The organism is Pseudomonas sp. LBUM1668 (assembly GCF_059695715.1).
Genome location: NZ_CP166787.1, coordinates 1,164,390 through 1,180,638 on the forward strand (window position 1 = coordinate 1,164,390; position 16,249 = coordinate 1,180,638).

Consider the following 16,249-nt stretch of genomic DNA (forward strand, 5'->3'; position numbering starts at 1 on the left):
GTAACGCATGATATAACTGACCGAGTAAACATGGTCTTTCGAGTTATAAAAGCGATAACTTCTGACATGCTTTATTTTTCCAATTAAGGAAAAAACTGATCCCATTATGTGCCACTTTTTTCTTTAAATTAGACCGGCGGTCTTGCATGCCTCAACAAACGTTGCGCCTTTTTTATCCATTGCGTTTTTTACCGCCTGATTGGCGTTTATCAATGCAGGGCTTGGTTTTGCCCATTGTTCTTTCGGCAAGGGTTGGGACCAAATATCTACTTTTTCCGGTAGAGCGCGACCTCCCTTCCGGTAGCTCCACTCGGCCAGTATGTAAGGCATTTTCCAAAAGCTCAGCACGCGCCAGATGTACCAACGACGTAATGGCCACGGTGTGCGCTTGGGGTAACCATAATGCTCACGCTCCTTGTCCGTAAGTTTGGCCCCTTCGTCGTTCGAATTGCACATCCAGCGAGCGTCATCGCGCTCGATTTCAAAAGTGTGCAGCCCTTCATATGATTTCAGGCGATCACCTGTCGGAGTAAGTCCCAAAGCAGTTAGCATTGGGTTCGGCGTATCTACTATCTGTCCGTCTTCCATGTAGTTTCGGATTGATGTCCACATCCCTAGCGCGTGTGCGTCACTGGGCTGTGGGAGAAGAAGAAACTGCACTTTGTCTTGTTCGGCATCCTCAAGAGCCATCCCAAAGGTGTATTGGCGTGTCGCGCCATAGCTGGTGATACCTTGGGTTTTTGCGACCCAAGCAACCACGCCCTCCCATGGCACCACCAGTACGCGATCAGTATTATGGTCAACGTAGCAAACTTCACGACGTTGGCGATTGAAGCGCACTGGATATTTTTTTGGAGAAAAAATTACGTCGGAAAACATTCCATATAAATAGGCTCCTATTGGTATGGCGAATAAGAGAGAAACACTAGTCGTCACCTGTAAAAAGGTAATTAGATCTGTAAGCGGCTCAGGAAAATTTTCAGGGTAAAAAATAACGCCGGCAAGGATTACTAGGCTAGGCATTATGAAGGCTGTAAACAGCGCCATCCAAATAGCCGCAGCGAGTATTTTTCCTTGCTCAACCATTCCCCAGTTGCTTCCACCTATCTCAAGGAATACGTCATTTATGTCGGAAAAGTTACGGCTAGAACCTTGTGTTTGTCCGGTGTAAACAGGTAGTGGGGCTAAGAATAAGGTTTCGTTTAATCTTCCTGTGCGAATCTCGCCCGCACAGGGTCGCTGACTTTTAATGTCCGGCGCATCTAGTGTTTCTGAAAGCTTGTCACTGCGTTTGAAAATATTTTTAAACATCGACGGTCGCCAGTTCTTCTTTCTTGAATATTTTAAACGTGCCTTTTCCCGTCCCGCTCGGCAAAGTATCAACAGGATCGAGTGTGTACTTGCCCTTGGTAGGGATTCGTACTCCATAGCTCGTGGTGATTCGTAAATCCTTTAAAACGAAGCAGGTGCGATGTATCAAATCGCGTTCTGCTTCCAATTGATAGCCAATGTTGAAGGCTAAAGCAAAGTCGGAAGTTTGCAAGGAGTCACTGATAGGGAGTTTGAGTGTCAGTGCTTCATTTCCTTTGCTGGCGACCATAAACCTTGTGGCCCAAGTGGCAGTACTTTCTTGCCAGCGTAGTGGTGGGAGATTTGGATTGTATCCCCCTCGCATTGGAGCATCACGTTTTTGCTGGTACGCAAGTAACTGTAATTGACGGCTATCCATCTCTTTCGTGCTGACACCCGGGAGGATCAGTTTCAAATAGGTCTGCTTCTCATCGCGGATGAGTTCGCAAGTGGGCTTTTGCACCACCTTTGCCAACTCGCTCCACTCATCTTGGGTACTACGATTCTTTGTCTGGTTTCCCCATGCACTGGATTGCATCCACTTCTGCAGTTCGTCTAAATTGAAATAATTATAAAGTCCTTCACCGATCAGCTGCAGAGCTGTGCCTATTAAACCAATCAAATTAGCGCGTGCACCAATTGACACCAATTCTGGGCTTGCTTCTGCCCAAGCAAATACACGCATTTCAGTCGGTGTTTTTATTACGGTTTTAACAATAGAGCCAGTATGCTTGGCTCCCCATGTACCCGCGCCGATCAATATTGCGTCGCCACTAATTTGTAGCGTTGAGGCACCCAGCCCTTTGGAATCTCCTTGGGCGAGTGCTTTCGTCCACTGGATAGAGTGTTTGCGCAAATCCAGTGAAGCAGATAACACACTAAAACCGAAAGCGCCGATGCCCGCGACACCAGCCCAGCGACCTAGTCGAGTCATAGTATTTAGCTTACCGGCCGTACTTGCCATATCCTCAATGTGCGCTTGGAAAATCGTAACTGAAAGCCCCTGTACTGTGGCAAATCCGGCGCCAGCGATACCAACAAACGCTTCAGTAAAAGACCAGGCATCGCTCGCTGACAAGGAGGTTTTGTCTTTTTTAAGTAGAGTGCTCACTGCCTCGATGAATTTCTGTCCCTGAATGATGAACAGTCCAAAAGCCAGTAAGTCTCCCTTCGACTTTAAGGCTCCGCTCAGAGGTTTATTAAAGGTTCCCATTGATCGAAAATCTCTAACTGTCCTGTCCATTTCCGCACGTAATTGTGGGTCTAAGCCATCGATGACGGTGCCAATTTGTGCGGGGCTGTTACCTCCCACTGCTAGGGCACCACTTAGCTTTTCTTCCAGAGGTATCAGTTGTAGTTTCAGTTGGTCAATTCGCTGCTGGTAAACAGCCTCACTGCCCGCTTGGGCTGAACCTGATGATTGCAGCATCAGTTCCCGATTCCGCAGTTTATAGGTCGCGCTCAATTGATCACGCAAGCTTAGTGATTGTTCGCTGGCCTGATTGTAATTAGCGATCTCCGTGGCCGTTGCTGCCCGTAAAGTTAGGCCTTTGGTGGAAAATTCGCGTAGCAACTGCAATCGTGCGGGGCTGCCGATATTTCGTATATAGGTGTTTGGGTCAATATTTTGCATTCTTTTGAATGCATCATGTGCTTTTTCCAGTTGATCAGCAGCCTTTAGTTGGGTTGCCGGGTTATACGCCTCAGTAAGCATGCTTTGCAAACCGGCGAATTGAGTGCTCAATTTTGCGTAATTGGGTAGGCGCGCAGAGACCAAACTACTGAATTGATTGCCAAGCGCGTCGGCATTTACCAAATTTTCCTTCGCTGACAAAATGCCAACAGCCAAATTGCTCAGGTCAACGAGTTTCTTAGCAATATCAATTTGATCTATCAGTCCTAACGTGTCGAGTCCAGGTACGACTGTTAACAGATTCGATTCTAAATAGGTGGCGAGCTTTTCAACTGCTTTTCTATCGGGGCACATGGCTGCCACGCAGACGAACTCGGTTTTCAAACGATGCTCGATTTGGGCATCAAGATGAAAGTCGTAATACCACGCAGCCCGGTGGAAGAGTCCGTCAGTGAACATCGTCAAGCGATCTTCGCGTATTTTTCCTAGTCGCTTGTTCCAATGTGAGAGGAGATTTTGCTGGCGAGTAACAAATGTTTCCATTTCTTCTCGGTTGACAAGATTCGCGATACCGCGCTGGCCAAGATCCTTGCCATGTAAGGCCTCCCACGTTTGCAGGCTTAGCGTATTGATTGTGCTTTGGTGCTTGCGATAAAGCGGCTGCCCCATTGCATCGGTCATATCGACAAATGCCTTCGCGTAAGGGTTGGTCAATGCTGCTTTTCGCCACTGAGACTCATCGCCATACACACCAGGGTCACGATGGTCGCGACGAGCCTTTAGGTAGTCGTAGATTTTTGACTGTTGTTGCTCGTTAGTTTCGTCTTTCAGCGCTTTGACGTCGGGATCTGTGCCGCTCAGGGCAGTCAGTCGTGAGGCATTAACATCATACAAAGACTGAATGTAGGATCCGGTAAGATACTGTGCCTGGCACTTATCGTCGGCACTCCATTTTCCAAGCCAGTCAGCTACTTTCAATTGTGCGCTGGCAAGATCTCGCATGACACCAATATCGTCGCGCAGCACCAGGAACAGATAATCATCCTTGTACGGGCCCTGTACTTTGCTGGTCAGTGTTTCTATCGCCGTATTTTGAAACAGCGGCTCATATTCCCAATTGTAGGGTTTGCTCTCTTCGGAGTCGGCACCTTCAGGCAGCGCCATGGCCCGGGTTTCGTTCTCAGCCACTTCGGCTAACCATTTTTTTGCCTGCATTTTGCTGAGCAGACTTTTACCTCCCTTCTCAGGGCAGACACTGGCCAATTCGACGGACTGCATTAAGCGCTTTCGTTCATCCTTGGATCTGAGAACTTGAGAGCACTTGAAGGCCGTCCATTGAATTTCCGAGTAACTGGCGTACAACGCATGATTGCGAGGGAAAACCAAGTGTGGTTCACCAATAGAACTGGTTCGGGTGTCGCCCGATACTTCCTGACTGTTCCACAAAAGCTTGGTGATTTGACCTCTTTCGACGCGGTATTCGTGCAGGTAGCCAGTAGAGCCGTCGATTATGTACAAGTAGCCGTCGCGTAACAGCCGGATACCCAGCGGCTGGCTTTTCGTCTGAAATGGCATGGCCAGTTCAGCCTTCGGATCGAGATACTCAACCAGTCCAAAACGCAGCGGCAGTAACTGCACTTTTTTCTTCGCCAATTGGCACTCACCCATGGGAACGCGGGTGTCCTTCGCACTCATGGCCATCGCTGCGTTATTAGCGCTGGGTTTTGGCGGTTGCTGGGTAGTCACGATGGGCTTCCTTGTCGATCAATGGCACGGTTCTCTGCTAATTCGGCCGCGCGCTCCAGACGCTTCAATGGCGCCTCTGGTGTTGACTCCGCCAGCAGGAGAAAAATATCTGGGTGTTCAGTCACAGGTTCACCGGCCAAATACCCGAAAACGTTCGCGTAAAGTGTTATTTCCTGTTCAGAGGCGAAGCCTTGCTGATACGCATCATCTGCAATTTTCTGCGCATACTGACGACGCGCAGGCCCTGCAAAGGATGACATAAAGTCTGGAAAATAAGTCTGCAGATGCTCGCTCAACCCTGAGACGAAATTACGAAACTCGACTTCGCCTAACGCCGTGAGTTCTGAATCCGTCAAACGATAGGTATCGGGTTCGGCATTTGCGGGATCGGGGCGCTGGTGTCGATGCCATTCAGCCGCCACTCCATCCGGCAGGCAGATGTGCGTAACCGGACCAAACCAACGGGCACTGCTGGCTTGCTCCGCCAGTGCGAACAGCGGGCGCATGACTGCTGGGTCGGCAATACGTGGCATGACCTCCACACCACTGGGGTGCTCTACAGTCAGCAGATGGCGCAAGTGGCTCCAGAGTTGGTGAGCATCGGCATCACTGAACAGTAAATAACCCCATTCAAGGGCCGCGTGCTCGCGGAAGTACGCCAATAGCGGATCGTTGGCGCCTTTAAGAGCAATCAAATAGGGGGAGATATCTGCCAGCTCCTGCCAGCGAGTGGACTGGTACAGGCTGTAGGCTTGGTTGTCCCACTGAAACAATTGCTGCGCGAGGTTGGGAACACTGACGCCATCCAGCAGTAGATAGGCTGGGGTTTTCCATGGCAGATCACTCGGGAGCGGCGGTAGTTCGATCATTTACTGTGCCTCCTTTTGCGCGGCTAATTTGGCGGCTTCACACACCGCACAAATCGGCTTCTTCTGCATCAACGCCTGCCGCTGGGCCGGCACCAGCAATTGCCCAGCCTTATCCGCATCCGCCTGCTTCAACGGCCCCGGCAACAACGGTGCAGCCCCCGTGCCGCTACCCGGTCCACCGCCGGAGTTCATGTTGATCACCGGCCCACTCATGGTCACGCCGCCAGCATCAATCTTGATAAAACTACCGCCGCCAATGAGCGTCAGTTCCGCCCCCGCCTCAAGCACCACTTTCATACCGCTGCTCAGGTGGATCTCCTGCCCCGCATCGATGAACTGCCCAGTCCCAATCTTGATGTGCTGATTGACGCCCACGGTGAGGTGATCATTCGCCCGCGCCTCAACTTTGCGATCGGCATAAACCGTGTGGTGTTCTTCAGCCTTGAACTCGCTGTAGCTGTTCTTCTCCACGGTGTCGTGTCGTTCGTTGCCAACCCTAATCTTCTGGTCATGCTCGACGTTCTCGTCCCAGTCGCGCTGGGCGTGCAGGTAAATCTGTTCCTGACCTTTCTTGTCTTCGATGCGCAGTTCGTTGTAGCCGCCGCCACCCATGGAGCTGAGGGTTTTGAAGGTGCTGCGGGTTTTGTTCGCCGGCAGCGCGTACGGGACGGTGTTTTCCTTGTGGTACAGGCAGCCGCTGATCAGCGGTTGATCAGGGTCGCCTTCAAGGAAGGTGACGAGCACTTCCATGCCGATCCGCGGGATGGCGATGCCGCCGTACTGGGCGCCGGCCCAGGCGCTGGAGACGCGTAGCCAGCAACTGGTTTTGTCGTCGGCCTGGCCTTCGCGGTCCCAGTGGAACTGGACTTTGACGCGGCCGTACTGGTCGCAGTGGATTTCTTCACCTTTGGGGCCAGTGACCACGGCGCTCTGGCTGCCGAGAATGCGCGGTTTCGGGTGGCGCAGGGGCGGGCGATTCGGCACGTCCCACGGGGTGGCCTGGAAGCGGTTGCGGTAGCCCTGATGGAAATCGTCTTTGAGCGCGGTGGTGTCGCTGGTCACCGACTCTTCGAGCACTTGCGGCTGTTTGCCTTCGTGGAGGACTTCGGTGAGCAGCCAGAGGTCGTTCCATTTGGCTTTCGGGTGCGCGGTCAGCGCGAGGAAGTGGCCGCTGACCAGCAACGGCTGATCGCTCTTGCCTTCAGCCAGTTGGAAGTCGCTGCGGTGGCGTTCGAGGGCGCGTTTGGCCAGGTGTTTGCCGCGCTCGCGGTCGATGAAACGGCCCGGGTAATCGTAGTCTTCGAGGTCGGGCAGGGCGTCGCCACGGTTTTCGCTTTCCAGCGTCAGGCGTGGTTTTTCGAAGTCGTAATCGCGGCGCGTGGTGCGGCTGGTGCGGGTTTCCAGGCGCAGGTCGAAGCGCTTGATCACCGGGTCGCTGGCGACCATGCCGGAGTCTTGCTGATAGGCCACAGGCTTGAGTTTCGGGAACACCGTCTGGTCATCGCCGAACACCAGTTTGTGCGCCGTGGCGCTGTGCTGGAAGTGGTAGTGGATACCTTCTTCCTCGCACAGGCGCTGGATGAAATGCAGGTCGGATTCGTCGTATTGCACGCAGTAGATGCGCTCGGGGTAGATCGAACCGGTCTTGAATTCGTAAGCGTTGCTCTGGATGCCGTGCTCTTCCAGCACTTGGCCGATGATTTTCGGCACTGTGAGGTTCTGGAAGATGCGCTGGTTGACGCGGTGCGCCAGGTACGACAGTTGCGGGCGCAGGGTCACCGAATAACGGGTCAGGCGTTTGCCTGAGTCACCTTGCGCGGCGCGGTAGATCTGGCCATGAATGCCGCTGCCGTCGGGCGACAGTTGCAGGAAGGCCGGTTTGTGCAGCAGGGTTTCGAGGTCCAGCGACGGCTGCTCACTGACCAGCTCCACCTCGAACACAAAAGGCTGGCTGATGGCTTCCCGACCTTGCAGGGTAAACACCTGGAAATCAGCGGAAAGACCTTCGATGGTCAGGGCAAAGTGGGTTTCATTGGCCGGCGCGAACATCCCTTGTTCCTCGTGCTGTGCAGCGGCGCTCGTCGACGCCCGCAAAAGCGGGTCAACGTACGCTAAATTCTGGAGGGGCGTAAACAACATCGACCAGCAGAGCTGGCCGATGCTTGTAACGATCAGCCGTAATTAAACGACTGGAGCACGCCAGTCATCGGAACCCGAAGTACCGGATACTTCGTGGGTCCAGGTGATTTTGCGGTAGGTGAACTGCACTTCTTCCAGGTGGGTGAAGTGCGAGTTGCCTGGATCCTGGCAGTTGTGCATTTTGTTGTTGATGGCGACGATGATCGCGTCTTCCAGTTTGGTGGTGTAGTAGTGCTCTTGAGTACCTTGAGCCGAAGTACGGAACCACTGGATAACGATTTCGCTCATGCGCTCGCCGGAAGTCAGAGCGGCTTGCAGCAGTGGCGAAGCCTTGTCGTAGACCTTGGTGATCACAACTGGCTTGTGTACGCGCTGACCGGTTGGCTGACCGGATTGCGGGTCACGCGGGATGATCACGTCGTGGCTGAAAGCCTGAACCATGACCTGGTCTTCGTGGCCTTCCTGGTAGGTGTTGCCAACGGAGTCAGCGGTGAATGCGCCTGCAGTGATCAGGCCTTGTTTTTCGCCGGTAACCGACATGTACGCTGGTGTTGCCATGGGGTGCTCTCCTTGCGGATAAATTTAAGGTGCCCGGGAGGCGAAATCGCCCGGTGGGTGCCTGACTGTTATCAAGGAGCGTGCCAGGTTTTGCCAAGTCCCCGGAGGGCGGGGGGCAAAGTGCTCTGGACTGCGGTTGCGAGGGTTTTTTACACGGAATCGAAGGCGAAAGTGCGCAAGAAGTTGCGCAGTACTGCGCAACTTCTTGCGCACTTGGCTGCAGGCCTCGTGAAGCATGGGCTGCAGCGATTTTAAAGGCAAAATATTATGACCATGTGCGCAACTTCTTGCGCAGTATGGCCAAGTGATGGCGCTGCCCGGAAATTGCTGGTTTTGAACAAATGACCAATCCCGCGCCATTTTTTGCCGTTCCGTCACTGGTCAGCCATCTTCCGGTTACTGGAAAGTCCCAAGCCAGAGCCTGTTGTGCTTAACGCCGACAGGTCAGGGGGTTAAAAAGCGTCTTATTAATGAGACACCGCCCTCGGCTATACTCCCCGCATTTCGACCTAGGCACGAGGAATCACTGTGAAGAACTGGACGTTGCGCCAACGCATTTTGGCGAGCTTTGCGGTGATTATCGCCATCATGTTTCTGATGGTGGTTCTCTCGTATTCGCGGCTGTTGAAAATCGAAGCCAGTGAAAACAGCGTCCGCGATGATGCGATCCCCGGGGTTTATTACAGCTCGATGATTCGCGGTGCCTGGGTCGACAGCTATTTGCAGACGCAGGAGTTGCTCGGGTTAAAGGGCGGGCAGGGGATTTCCAGCGAGGATGCGGCGGATTACAAGGCGTTCGAAAACCGCCTGCAAGAACAAATGGCCAACTACCGCAAAACCATGGCCACCGACCAGGACCGTACCGAGTTCGCTGCGTTCGAGAAGTACCACGACGCCTATATGAAAATTCAGGATCAGGTGCTGGACCTGCACGGACGCAACCTGGAGGCCGATGCGCTCAAGTTGTTCAACGAGAAGCTGACCCCGGCGTGGTACAGCGGACGGATGAAGCTCAACGATATCATCGGCGAGAACAAGACCGTCGCCGATCAGGCCATGGCCAATATCGACGAGGCAGTAGCGGCTGCCAAGGTCAGCATGCTCGTCTCGTTGCTGGTGGCTGTGCTGGCGGCCGGTGCCTGCGGTTTCCTGTTGATGCGTGCGATCATGGCGCCGATGAACCGCATCGTGAAAATCCTCGAAATCATGCGTACCGGCGATTTGAGCGGCCGTTTGAATCTCGACCGCAAAGACGAGTTCGGTGCAGTGGAAACCGGCTTCAACGACATGATGACCGAGCTGACTGCGTTGGTTTCCCAGGCCCAACGTTCGTCGGTGCAGGTGACCACGTCGGTGACAGAGATTGCCGCCACCTCCAAGCAACAACAAGCCACCGCCACCGAAACCGCTGCCACGACAACGGAAATCGGCGCAACGTCCCGTGAAATTGCCGCGACCTCGCGCGATCTGGTGCGCACCATGACTGAAGTGTCGACCTCTGCCGATCAGGCCTCGGTGGCCGCCGGTTCCGGTCAGCAGGGTCTGGCCCGCATGGAAGACACCATGCACTCGGTCATGGGCGCTGCTGATCTGGTCAACGCCAAACTGGCGATCCTCAATGAGAAGGCTGGCAACATCAATCAGGTGGTGGTGACCATCGTCAAGGTCGCTGATCAGACCAACCTGCTGTCGCTCAACGCCGCCATTGAAGCGGAGAAGGCCGGTGAATACGGTCGCGGTTTTGCCGTGGTCGCCACCGAAGTGCGTCGTCTGGCGGATCAAACTGCTGTAGCCACTTATGACATCGAACAAATGGTTCGTGAGATCCAGTCGGCGGTGTCTGCCGGGGTGATGGGCATGGACAAGTTCTCCGAGGAGGTGCGCCGCGGCATGTCCGAGGTGCAGCAGGTCGGCGAGCAGCTGTCGCAGATCATCCATCAGGTGCAGGCGCTGGCGCCACGGGTGTTGATGGTCAATGAAGGCATGCAGGCTCAGGCCACCGGCGCCGAGCAGATCAACCATGCGCTGGTGCAGTTGGGTGATGCCAGCAGCCAGACCGTCGAGTCGCTGCGTCAGGCCAGTTTCGCCATCGACGAACTGAGCCAGGTAGCCGTCGGGCTGCGCAGCGGCGTTTCGCGATTCAAAGTCTGATGAGCGAAATCATCGCCAAACGCAGCGCTGCGCAGGTGGCGAAGCAGGCGTTGTTCCTGCTGTTTCGCATTGGCAGCGAGCGCTACGCATTGCGCGCCACCGAAGTGGCGGAAGTGCTGCCGCGCCTGCCATTGAAACCGATTGCCCACGCGCCGCATTGGGTTGCCGGGGTGGTCGCTTACCGCGGCGCGGTGGTACCGGTGATTGACCTCAGCGCGCTGACGTTTGGCAAACCCGCCGAGGCGCGAACCAGTACGCGACTGGTGCTGGTTCACTATCGCCCGGATGAGTCGCACCCAGAGCTACGGCTTGGGCTGATTCTTGAACAGGCCACCGATACCCTGCGCTGCAATCCGGAAGATTTTCAGCCCTACGGCCTCGACAACCGTGAGGCGCCCTACCTCGGCCCGGTGCGTGAAGATGCCCAGGGGCTGGTGCAGTGGGTGAAGGTCAATGACTTGCTCGATGACGCCGTGCGCACGTTGCTGTTTCCCTCGCCGCCGCGTGATCCGGCGCAACTTGAGGCGCAGCCATGAGTAGCGATCAGCGTTTTTTCGACTTCCTCAAGGAGCGTATTGGCCTCGATGTCACCTCGGTGGGCCCGGCGATCATTGAGCGCGCGGTGCGCCAGCGCACGACGCTTTCGCAAGCGGCGCACGCCGACGAGTACTGGCAACTGCTGCAAGGCTCGCGGGACGAGCAACAGGCACTGATCGAGGCGGTAATCGTTCCCGAAACCTGGTTTTTCCGTTATCCGGAATCCTTCGCCACACTCGGCAAACTCGCGCGCCAGCGTCTCGCCGAGCTGAACAACATGCGCGCATTGCGCATTCTCAGCCTGCCGTGCTCTACCGGCGAAGAACCTTATTCGATTGCCATGGCGTTGCTCGATGCCGGGCTTAAACCGCATCAGTTCAAGGTCGACGGCATGGACGTCAGCCCGCTGTCGGTGGATAAGGCGCGGCGGGCGCTGTACGGCAAGAACTCGTTTCGCGGGCAGGATCTGGACTATCGTGACCGTCACTTCAGCGCTGAGCAGGACGGTCATCGCGTCAACGAAACCGTACGCGAGCAAGTGCGCTTGCAGGTCGGCAATGTGCTCGATCCGACGCTGTTGGCCACCGAGCCAGCCTTCGATTTCGTGTTCTGTCGCAACTTGCTGATCTATTTCGATCAGCCGACCCAGCAGCAAGTCTTCGAAGTGCTCAAGCGCCTGACCCACGTCGACGGCGTGCTGTTTATCGGTCCGGCCGAGGGCAGCTTGCTTGGGCGTCTGGGCATGCGTTCGATCGGCATTGCGCAGTCGTTTGCGTTCAGTCGCCACAGCGACCCGCAGCCAGAGCCATTGCCGGTTGCCAGGCCCGTTGCTCTACCGGTCAGCCAACCGATACGCAGCACGCCGCCACCGCCGGTGCGCAATCGACCGTTTGCTGCAGTGACACCGTTGCCAGTAACGAGAAAAAGCGCGAACCCGGACGCGGCCACCTTGCTGGCGAACATCGCCGCGCTGGCCAACGAAGGCAAAAGTGCTGAGGCCCGCGCCGCGTGCGATCAATACTTGCGCAGCCACGAACCCGTGGCGCAGGTGTTCTATTGGCTTGGCCTGCTCAGCGATGTCGCCGGCCTGACGCTCGAAGCCCAGGGTTTCTATCGCAAAGCCTTGTACCTCGAACCGCAACATTCCGAAGCGTTGATGCACCTGGCCGCACTGTTGCAGGCTCAGGGCGACAGCGTCGGTGCCAGACGATTGCAGGAACGCGCCGCCCGCAGCGGCCGCACCGCCGACAGTGAGCGTAAACGATGATCGCCGACACCTTGAACGTCACCCATGAAGACGCCCGGGCCATCGATGATTGCTGGAACCGCATCGGCATCCACGGTGACAAGTCGTGCCCGCTGCTGGAAGAACACATCCATTGCCGCAATTGCTCGGTGTATTCCGCCGCCGCCACACGCCTGCTCGATCGTTATGCCTTGCAGCAGGACGAGCGCGACCCGGTGGCGGCAGTGGTCGAAACCGACCTGAAGACCCGATCGCTGCTGATGTTCCGTCTCGGTGAAGAGTGGCTGGGACTGGCCACGCGCAGCCTCGTTGAAGTGGCGCCGATGCAGGCGATTCACTCGCTGCCGCATCAGCGTTCGCGCGCCTTGCTCGGCGTGGCGAATGTGCGCGGTGCACTGGTGGCCTGCTTGTCGCTGGTCGAATTGCTGGATCTGGATGGCAGCGCCGCGCCGGCGCCCGGCGCGCGGATCATGCCGCGCATGCTGATCATCGCCGCCGATGGCGGGCCGGTGGTCGTGCCGGTGGATGAAGTCGACGGCATTCATGCCATTGACGAGCGAATTCTTGATGCCGCCTCGCAGTCCGGTGCTCAAGCCAGTGCCAAATTCACCCGTGGCGTGCTGCAATTACGGGGTCGCAGCCTGCGTTGGTTGAATGAAGAACAGCTGTTGTCCGCCGTGACCCGGAGCCTCACATGACCCCCGAGCAAATGCGCGACGCCTCGCTGCTTGAGCTGTTCAGCCTTGAAGCCGAAGCCCAGACGCAGGTCCTCAGCGCAGGGCTGTTGGCGCTGGAACGCAACCCGACCCAGGCCGATCACCTCGAGTCATGCATGCGCGCGGCGCACTCGCTCAAAGGCGCGGCGCGGATCGTCGGCGTCGACAGCGGCGTCAGCGTTGCCCATGTGATGGAGGATTGCCTGGTCAGCGCCCAAGAGGGGCGGTTACTGCTGCGCCCGGAACACATCGACGCGTTATTGCAGGGCACCGATTTGCTGATGCGCATTGCGACGCCAGCGAGTGCGCCGCAACCGGCAGACATCGAGGCGTATGTGGCGTTGATGGGGCAACTGCTTGACCCATCGGCCGCGCCAATCCCTGTCGCCGCAACTGTCATGGCCGAGTTGCAAATGGCGGCGCCGACAGCGGTTGAACCCACTTCAGCGCCTTCTATAGAAGCCCCGGTTGAAACATCCGACCCCGTACCCCGCAAAAACAGGCGTACTACTGAGGGGGGCGAGCGCGTATTGCGCGTCACTGCCGAGCGCCTGAACAGCCTGCTCGATCTGTCGAGCAAATCGCTGGTGGAAACCCAGCGCCTCAAACCGCATCTGGCCACCATGCAGCGTCTCAAGCGCATGCAGAACAATGGCCTGCGCGCGCTGGAAAACCTCAATGTCCATCTCAAGGAGCATGCCCTTAGCCTTGAGGCGCTGGAAGCGTTGGAGGATGCGCGGCGCCTGCTTTCCGAGTCGCAACAACTGCTGGCCGAAAAGAACGCCGAACTCGATGAGTTCGCCTGGCAAGCCAGCCAGCGTGCACAAGTGCTCTACGACACGGCACTGGCCTGTCGCATGCGCCCCTTTGCTGACGTGCTCAGCGGTCAGGCGCGGATGGTGCGTGATCTGGGCCGCAGCCTCGGCAAGCAGGTGCGACTGGAAATCGAAGGCGAGAAAACCCAGGTCGACCGCGATGTGCTGGAAAAACTCGAAGCACCGCTTACCCATCTGCTGCGCAACGCGGTCGACCATGGCATCGAAACCCCTGAACAGCGCTTGCTCAAGGGCAAACCCGAGGAAGGCCTGATCCGTCTGCGCGCCTCGCATCAGGCTGGATTGCTGGTGCTGGAATTGAGCGATGACGGCAACGGCGTCGATCTGGAAAAAGTCCGCCGCAGCATCGTCGCGCGCCAATTGTCCCCGGCCGAAACGGCGGCGCAATTGAGTGAAGAGGAGCTGCTGACGTTCCTGTTCCTGCCCGGTTTCAGCCTGCGCGATACGGTGACCGAAGTGTCGGGCCGTGGCGTCGGCCTCGACGCCGTGCAGCACATGGTGCGCCAGTTGCGCGGTGCGGTAGAGCTGGAGCAGACGGCGGGCGAGGGCAGCCGTTTTCATCTCGAAGTGCCGCTGACCTTGTCGGTGGTGCGCAGCCTGGTGGTGGAGGTCGGTGAAGAAGCGTACGCGTTCCCGCTGGCGCACATTGAACGCATGTGCGACCTGGAGCGCGATGACATCGTTCAGGTCGAAGGTCGTCAGCATTTCTGGCACGAAGGCCGGCATGTCGGGTTGGTCGCTGCCAGTCAGTTGTTGAACCGCCCGGCCAGCCAGAGCAGCAGCGAAACCCTGAAGGTCGTGGTGATTCGTGAGCGCGAAGCGATTTACGGCGTGGCTGTCGAACGCTTCGTTGGCGAGCGCACGTTGGTCGTACTGCCACTGGACGAGCGTCTGGGCAAAATCCAGGACATCTCCGCCGGTGCCTTGCTCGATGACGGTTCGGTGGTGCTGATCGTCGATGTCGAAGACATGCTGCGTTCGGTCGACAAACTGCTCAATACCGGTCGCCTGGAGCGCATCGCCCGCCATGGCAATCAAGCCGCAGAAGCCGCGCGCAAGCGGGTGCTGGTGGTCGACGACTCGCTGACCGTGCGCGAATTGCAACGCAAGCTGCTGCTCAATCGCGGCTACGACGTGGCCGTCGCGGTGGACGGTATGGACGGTTGGAACGCGCTGCGTTCGGAGGATTTCGATTTGCTGATTACCGACATCGACATGCCACGCATGGACGGTATCGAACTGGTGACCTTGTTGCGCCGCGACAACCGTTTGCAATCGCTGCCGGTGATGGTCGTTTCGTACAAGGATCGCGAAGAGGATCGCCGCCGTGGACTGGACGCCGGCGCCGACTATTATTTAGCCAAAGCCAGTTTTCATGACGACGCCCTGCTTGATGCAGTGGTCGAGCTCATCGGAGGAGCGCGGGCATGAAAATCGCAATCGTCAACGACATGCCAATGGCGGTGGAGGCCTTGCGCCGGGCGGTGGCCTTCGAGCCGGCGCATCAGGTGGTCTGGGTCGCTTACAACGGCGCCGAGGCGGTGCGTCTGTGCGCGGAAAATACGCCGGATCTGATCCTGATGGACTTGATCATGCCGGTGATGGACGGCGTCGAAGCCACTCGGCGGATCATGGCCGAGACGCCGTGCGCCATCGTCATTGTGACGGTCGACCGCCAGCAGAACGTGCACCGGGTCTTCGAAGCGATGGGGCATGGCGCGCTGGATGTGGTCGATACGCCGGCCATTGGCGCAGGCAATGCGCAGGAAGCGGCGGCACCGTTGCTGCGCAAGATCCTCAACATCGGCTGGCTGATCGGCGAGAAAACGCCGCGCGCGCGTCCGGCGCCTACGCCCCAGCGCAGTTCGGCCTCGCGCCAGCGGCTGGTGGCGATCGGCTCGTCCGCTGGCGGGCCGGCGGCGCTGGAGGTGCTGCTCAAAGGCTTGCCCAAGGATTTCTCGGCGGCCATTGTGCTGGTGCAGCATGTCGATCAGGTGTTCGCTGCCGGCATGGCCGAATGGCTCGCCAGCGCCAGTGGCCTGGACGTGCGTCTGGCGCGTGAAGGCGAACCGCCGCAGGCCGGCGTCGTGCTGTTGGCCGGCACCAACCACCATATTCGCTTATTGAAAAACGGCACGCTGGCCTACACCGCCGAGCCGGTCAACGAGATCTACCGACCTTCGATCGACGTGTTTTTCGAGAGCGTTGTCAGCTATTGGAACGGCGATGCGGTCGGGGTTTTGTTGACCGGGATGGGGCGAGATGGCGCGCAAGGGCTTAAGCTCATGCGCCAACAGGGTTATTTGACCATCGCCCAGGATCAGCAAAGCAGTGCGGTGTACGGCATGCCCAAGGCTGCCGCGGCGATTGATGCCGCCGTAGAAATCCGCCCACTGGAAAAGATAGCGCCACGATTGCTGGAGATTTTCCCCAAATGAACAGTTTTATCCGCAATCCTGGCCCCCGCA

At 57.1% G+C, this 16,249-nt stretch carries 11 protein-coding genes; 6 read left to right on the forward strand and 5 right to left on the reverse strand.

The window, feature by feature from the left end; all coding sequences use genetic code 11:
• Positions 1-123: 123 nt before the first annotated feature.
• The 5 genes from ACA061_RS05080 to ACA061_RS05100 all read right to left on the reverse strand — a co-directional run bounded on the left by ACA061_RS05080 (position 124) and on the right by ACA061_RS05100 (position 8,295).
• Entirely contained in the window at positions 124-1,311 is a 1,188-nt protein-coding gene (locus tag ACA061_RS05080) for a DUF6708 domain-containing protein (protein ID WP_228734218.1), read from the reverse strand.
• Entirely contained in the window at positions 1,304-4,729 is a 3,426-nt protein-coding gene (locus ACA061_RS05085) for a toxin VasX (RefSeq protein WP_497300747.1), read from the reverse strand. The genes ACA061_RS05080 and ACA061_RS05085 overlap by 8 nt, the downstream gene beginning before the upstream one ends.
• Positions 4,726-5,598 (reverse strand): DUF4123 domain-containing protein, encoded by an 873-nt coding sequence (locus tag ACA061_RS05090; protein WP_210701773.1) that lies wholly within the window; start codon positions 5,596-5,598, stop codon positions 4,726-4,728. The genes ACA061_RS05085 and ACA061_RS05090 overlap by 4 nt, the downstream gene beginning before the upstream one ends.
• Positions 5,599-7,647, reverse strand: a complete 2,049-nt coding sequence (locus tag ACA061_RS05095) for a type VI secretion system Vgr family protein (RefSeq protein ID WP_497300748.1) — start codon at positions 7,645-7,647, stop codon at positions 5,599-5,601.
• 132 nt (positions 7,648-7,779) lie between these two features.
• Complete coding sequence (locus tag ACA061_RS05100; protein ID WP_007919523.1) at positions 7,780-8,295, reverse strand: Hcp family type VI secretion system effector; 516 nt, start codon at positions 8,293-8,295, stop codon at positions 7,780-7,782.
• Positions 8,296-8,823: 528 nt separating this feature from the next.
• Between ACA061_RS05100 and ACA061_RS05105 the strand changes: the two genes are divergently transcribed.
• The 6 genes from ACA061_RS05105 to ACA061_RS05130 are packed head-to-tail and all read left to right on the forward strand — an operon-like array spanning position 8,824 to position 16,219.
• A complete protein-coding gene (locus ACA061_RS05105) occupies positions 8,824-10,446 on the forward strand; it encodes a methyl-accepting chemotaxis protein (RefSeq protein ID WP_497300749.1) in 1,623 nt (540 codons plus the stop codon).
• Entirely contained in the window at positions 10,446-10,982 is a 537-nt protein-coding gene (locus ACA061_RS05110; protein ID WP_497300750.1) for a chemotaxis protein CheW, read from the forward strand. The genes ACA061_RS05105 and ACA061_RS05110 overlap by 1 nt, the downstream gene beginning before the upstream one ends.
• Complete coding sequence (locus ACA061_RS05115; RefSeq protein ID WP_150618133.1) at positions 10,979-12,250, forward strand: CheR family methyltransferase; 1,272 nt, start codon at positions 10,979-10,981, stop codon at positions 12,248-12,250. The genes ACA061_RS05110 and ACA061_RS05115 overlap by 4 nt, the downstream gene beginning before the upstream one ends.
• Entirely contained in the window at positions 12,247-12,927 is a 681-nt protein-coding gene (locus ACA061_RS05120) for a chemotaxis protein CheW (protein ID WP_210553905.1), read from the forward strand. Before ACA061_RS05115 ends, ACA061_RS05120 begins: the two co-directional genes overlap by 4 nt.
• Positions 12,924-15,212: a hybrid sensor histidine kinase/response regulator gene (locus ACA061_RS05125; RefSeq protein WP_210701084.1), complete on the forward strand. Its 2,289-nt coding sequence runs from the start codon at positions 12,924-12,926 to the stop codon at positions 15,210-15,212. Before ACA061_RS05120 ends, ACA061_RS05125 begins: the two co-directional genes overlap by 4 nt.
• Positions 15,209-16,219 carry a chemotaxis response regulator protein-glutamate methylesterase gene (locus tag ACA061_RS05130; protein ID WP_150603789.1) on the forward strand — a complete coding sequence of 337 codons (1,011 nt, stop codon included), beginning with the start codon at positions 15,209-15,211 and terminating at the stop codon, positions 16,217-16,219. Before ACA061_RS05125 ends, ACA061_RS05130 begins: the two co-directional genes overlap by 4 nt.
• Positions 16,220-16,249 lie beyond the last annotated feature (30 nt).

Bases quoted from the DNA above. Each gene is read 5' to 3' on its own strand.
- ACA061_RS05080 (WP_228734218.1), bottom strand. From the start codon at position 1,311: ATGTTTAAAAATATTTTCAAACGCAGTGACAAGCTTTCAGAAACACTA.
- ACA061_RS05090 (WP_210701773.1), bottom strand. From the start codon at position 5,598: ATGATCGAACTACCGCCGCTCCCGAGTGATCTGCCATGGAAAACCCCA.
- ACA061_RS05095 (WP_497300748.1), bottom strand. From the start codon at position 7,647: ATGTTCGCGCCGGCCAATGAAACCCACTTTGCCCTGACCATCGAAGGT.
- ACA061_RS05100 (WP_007919523.1), bottom strand. From the start codon at position 8,295: ATGGCAACACCAGCGTACATGTCGGTTACCGGCGAAAAACAAGGCCTG.
- ACA061_RS05110 (WP_497300750.1), top strand. From the start codon at position 10,446: ATGAGCGAAATCATCGCCAAACGCAGCGCTGCGCAGGTGGCGAAGCAG.
- ACA061_RS05115 (WP_150618133.1), top strand. From the start codon at position 10,979: ATGAGTAGCGATCAGCGTTTTTTCGACTTCCTCAAGGAGCGTATTGGC.
- ACA061_RS05120 (WP_210553905.1), top strand. From the start codon at position 12,247: ATGATCGCCGACACCTTGAACGTCACCCATGAAGACGCCCGGGCCATC.
- ACA061_RS05125 (WP_210701084.1), top strand. From the start codon at position 12,924: ATGACCCCCGAGCAAATGCGCGACGCCTCGCTGCTTGAGCTGTTCAGC.
- ACA061_RS05130 (WP_150603789.1), top strand. From the start codon at position 15,209: ATGAAAATCGCAATCGTCAACGACATGCCAATGGCGGTGGAGGCCTTG.